Annotated in this window: 3 protein-coding genes and 1 pseudogene; all 4 read right to left on the bottom strand. The window is 65.1% G+C overall.

Annotation, left to right across the window (positions count from 1 at the left end):
* Window positions 1–398 (bottom strand): annotated as a pseudogene (locus WBV42_RS21340) (IucA/IucC family protein); the annotation flags it as partial.
* Complete coding sequence (locus WBV42_RS21335) at window positions 395–1,906, bottom strand: pyridoxal phosphate-dependent decarboxylase family protein (protein ID WP_423987820.1); 1,512 nt, start codon at window positions 1,904–1,906, stop codon at window positions 395–397. The gene WBV42_RS21335 and the pseudogene WBV42_RS21340, both read right to left, overlap by 4 nt.
* Complete coding sequence (locus tag WBV42_RS21330; RefSeq protein WP_423987821.1) at window positions 1,903–3,270, bottom strand: diaminobutyrate--2-oxoglutarate transaminase; 1,368 nt, start codon at window positions 3,268–3,270, stop codon at window positions 1,903–1,905. Before WBV42_RS21330 ends, WBV42_RS21335 begins: the two co-directional genes overlap by 4 nt.
* A gap of 221 nt (window positions 3,271–3,491) precedes the next feature.
* Window positions 3,492–3,958: universal stress protein (locus tag WBV42_RS21325; protein WP_423987819.1), on the bottom strand; the 467-nt coding region annotated here is incomplete at its 5' end.

Raw genomic sequence — 3,958 nt, 5'->3', positions numbered from 1 at the left:
AACCGCTCGGTCGCACGTTTGCTCGACAGCACGCGGGAAAGCAGTTCGTCGGCGACGTTGTCGCCCGACCGCTCCAGCGACAGTTCCTTGACGACGAGCGACGCCAGCGTGGCGTAGTCGAGGTCCGTCCAGTCGTCATCATCGCCCGTTCGAAACCGCACCGGGAGGTCGAACAGGTGGCGACCGGTCGGGGAACGGTACGCCAGCGGAGCGACGATTTCGACGCCGACGGTCGGCAACTCGAACCGAATCGCCTCTTCCGTGGCTGAACTCGCCACGAGTTCCCCCGCGCCCGTCTCCCGCAGATACGAGTTGAGGAAGGCGTGCGTCGTCGCGGACGCGGCGACCGCCGACGTGTCGGCGGTCGTCCGCTCGTCCACCTCCGATAGGTGGCTCATCGGCTCACCTCCGGCGAGACGGCACACAGCGAATCGCCGCGCTTGGAAATCGTGTCGAGCACCTCGGCAGCGTCATCGAGCGTCGTCCGTGGATTGAGGAGCGTGAACTTCAGCGCGGGAACGCCGTCCACCGTCGTCCGAGCCACGACGGCCGTCCCCTCCCGGAGCAACGACTCGCGTATCGCTTCGTTCAGCCAACCGACCCGTTCGTCCGAGAGGTTCTCGGTCGGTCGATACCGGAAGACGACGGCGTTGAGCGTCGGTTCCGCGAGCAGTTCGAACGCGTCGTCGTCCACGAGCAGGGACGCGACGTCCTCGGCGAGGTCGATAGTGCCGTCGATGAGGGTCGCCAATCCATCCCGGCCGAGCGCCTGAAACGTCACGAACGGTTTGAGCGCGTCGAACCGCCGCGTCGTCTGGGTGGATTTGGCGACGAGGTTCGGCGCGTTGTCGCCCGCCGGGTTGAGATACGAGGCGTTCCGTGCGATGTGTTCGTACTGCGAGCCATCGCGGAGCAGGAACGCGCCGCAACTGATGGGCTGATAGAACAGTTTGTGGAAATCGACGGAGATCGAGTCGGCTCGCTCGATACCCGCCAGACGCTCCCGATGTCGGTCGCTCGCGGCCAGCGCGCCGCCGTAGGCCGCGTCCACGTGAAACCACAGGTCGTGTTCCTCGGCCCGCTCCGCGAGTTCGGGAAGCGGGTCGATGCTGCCGAAATCCGTCGTTCCGGCGGTGCCGACGAGCGCGAACGGAATCAGTTCCCGCTCGTGGAGTTCCGCGACCGTCCGGTCGAGTGCCTCCGGGGACATCCGGCGGTCGTCGTCGGTTTCGACGGTCACCACGGCGTTTTCTCCCAGTCCGAGATGGGCGGCGGCCTGTTCGGCGGTGAAGTGGGCCTCCGCGGAGCAGAGGATTCGCATCGCCTTCGCACGCGGCGGGAGTCCCGAGCGCTGTACGTCGGTGCCGAAGCGCTCCTTGGCGAACCACTCGCGGGCCAACAGCAGGCCGAGGAAGTTCGACTGCGTGCCGCCGCTGGTGAACACGCCGTCGCCAGCGTCGGCGTCGTATCCGAAGAGCGAACACAGTTCCTCGACCATTCGGGTTTCCACCGTCGTCGCCGCCGGACTCTGGTCCCACGAGTCCATGGACTGGTTCGTCGCCGAGAGCATCGCCTCGGCGGCCAAACCGGGGACCGTCGGAGGACAGTGGAGATGAGCGAAGCAGGTCGGGTTCTCGACGCGGACCGAGTTTCCGAGTATCGGCGCGGCGGCCTCGATTGCCTCCTCGATGCCCACGCCCTCCTCGGGGATCATCCGCTCGTCCGCGAATCGGTCACGGAGCGACGCGGGCGACTGACCGGAGTACGGGTCGCCGTCCGACGAGTCGAGCACCGCATCCACCGCTCTGCTCATGGCGGTTCGGTACGCGTCATCGCCCTCGTCGCTGCCGATGAACAGCGATTCCGGGGACGTCCGTTCGTCCCGCTCCCGTTTCATCGGCGTCATGTGGTCTTCACCCCCTGCGGTCGTTCCTGTTCGACCGCCGCACCGACCGCCTCGTGGAACCGTTCCGCGATGGCGTCGACGTCGTCCTTCGTGACGACGAGCGGCGGCAGGAACCGGACGGTACTCCCGTGACGTCCGCCCAGTTCCACGATGAGGCCGCGGTCGAAACACTCCGCACGGATGGCCGACGCGAGGTCGGGTGCGGCGGGGAAACTCCCCAACTCGTCCGGTTCGGACGTCACGTCCACGATTTCGGCTCCGAGCATCAGGCCGCGGCCGCGAACGTCGCCGATGGCGTCGAACGCCTCCCCCGTCCCTTCGAGGTGGTCGCGGAGTCGCTTCCCCATCCGTTCGGCGTGTCCCGCGAGGTCGTTTTCGAGGACGTACTCGATGGTCGCCTCACCGGCGGCCATCGCCAACTGGTCGCCGCGGAACGTTCCGGCGTGCGCGCCGGGTTCCCACACGTCAAGCGACTCGTCGTAGACGACGACTGCGAGCGGGAGCCCGCCGCCGACTGCCTTCGAGAGCGTCACCACATCCGGGGTGATGTCCGCGTGTTCGAAGGCGAAGGTTTCGCCCGTCCGCCCGAGACCCGTCTGGATTTCGTCCACGACGAGCGGAATCTCGCGCTCGCGGGTGATGCGTCGGATTTCGCGCGTCCAGTCGTCGGGTGCGGGAATCGCGCCGCCCTCCCCCTGTACGAGTTCGAGAACCATCGCGGCGGGAGAGACGATGCCGCTCTCCGGGTCGTCCAACAGGCGTTCGACGTATCGGCTCGACGTTCGGTGGCTGTCCTCGCCGCCGATGCCGAACGGACAGCGGTAGTCGTACGGATACGGCAAGTGGTGGACGTCCGGCATCGTTCCCGGAACGTCCTCTTTCGCGTCCGTGTCGCCCATCAACCCGAGCGCACCGTGCGTCATTCCGTGGTAGCCGCCCTGGAACCCGAGTACGGAGCGGTTTCCGGTGGCCGTCTTGGCGAGTTTTAGCGCCGCTTCGATGGCGTCGGTTCCGGCCGGGCTACAGAACTGCACGCGGGCGGAGTCCGAGAAGTCGTCGGGGAGGCTCTCGAAAAGTCGGTCCACGAAGGCGTCCTTTGTCGGCGTCGTGATGTCGAGCGTGTGAAGCGGTCCGTTCGCGTCCAGCACTTCCTCGATGGCCCCTACGACGGCCGGGTGGTTATGGCCGATCGCGAGCGTCCCCGCGCCCGCGAGGCAGTCGTAGTAGGTGGTCCCGTCCACGTCCTCGACTTTCACGCCTTCCGCTCGTTCGATGGCGAGTGGGAGATGCCGCGGGTAGGTTCGGGCGTTCGACTCGCGACGCGCCTGCTTTCCGAGCAGTCGCTCGCTTTCGGAGCGGGTCATCGGACCCTCCCCATCGAATCGAGTCGCAAAGCCGTCGCTCTCCGTGTCCTTTGGGGCTTGCATCGTTGCATACAGTTTTTAGGCCGACCTAATCCACCGTAAAAGCTCCGATTTTTAGGCTGTCCTAAAACGTTGTCGTGCGACAATGTTCGGGAATATTTACGTAATATTTATCAAATATAGAGTTATTATTTGAGCGAAATGAAAACTGGATCGGCGGATCAGTTCTCGCCGCGTTTCGCCATTAGCACCGTACTTTTCGCACCGAGACGCACGCGTTCGGGGAGCGACCCGGAAATGAACTGTTGGAGGAGCGTTTCGCGCGTCGCGCCGAGGATGGTCACGTCGTAGTTGTTCGAGCGATGGATGATCTCTTCCGGTGCGTGTTCCGTCTTGACGATACTCGAACTCGCCTCGGGAACGTCGCCGAGTCGGGTTTCGACGTCCTCGATGAGTCGTTTCGCCGCCTCCATCTCCTCCTTGGTGGCGTCCGTCGACACGCAATGAACGATATCGATTCGAGCGCCCGCGGCCGTCGCCAGTGCGTGTGCGAGGTCGACCGCCAAATCGGAGTGAACGCTATCGGCGACGGCCAGCAGTAGTCGGTGTGCCTGTTCGGCCGATGACCCCAACTCCTCGACGTACGGTTCCAGTCCGAACCGTTCGACGTACACGTCACAGGTCGCGG

It is taken from the genome of Haladaptatus sp., assembly GCF_049589095.1.
GTDB lineage: Archaea > Halobacteriota > Halobacteria > Halobacteriales > Haladaptataceae > Haladaptatus.
The sequence above is the reverse complement of the archived record's forward strand: the minus strand, read 5'-3'. Positions and strand labels throughout refer to the sequence as shown.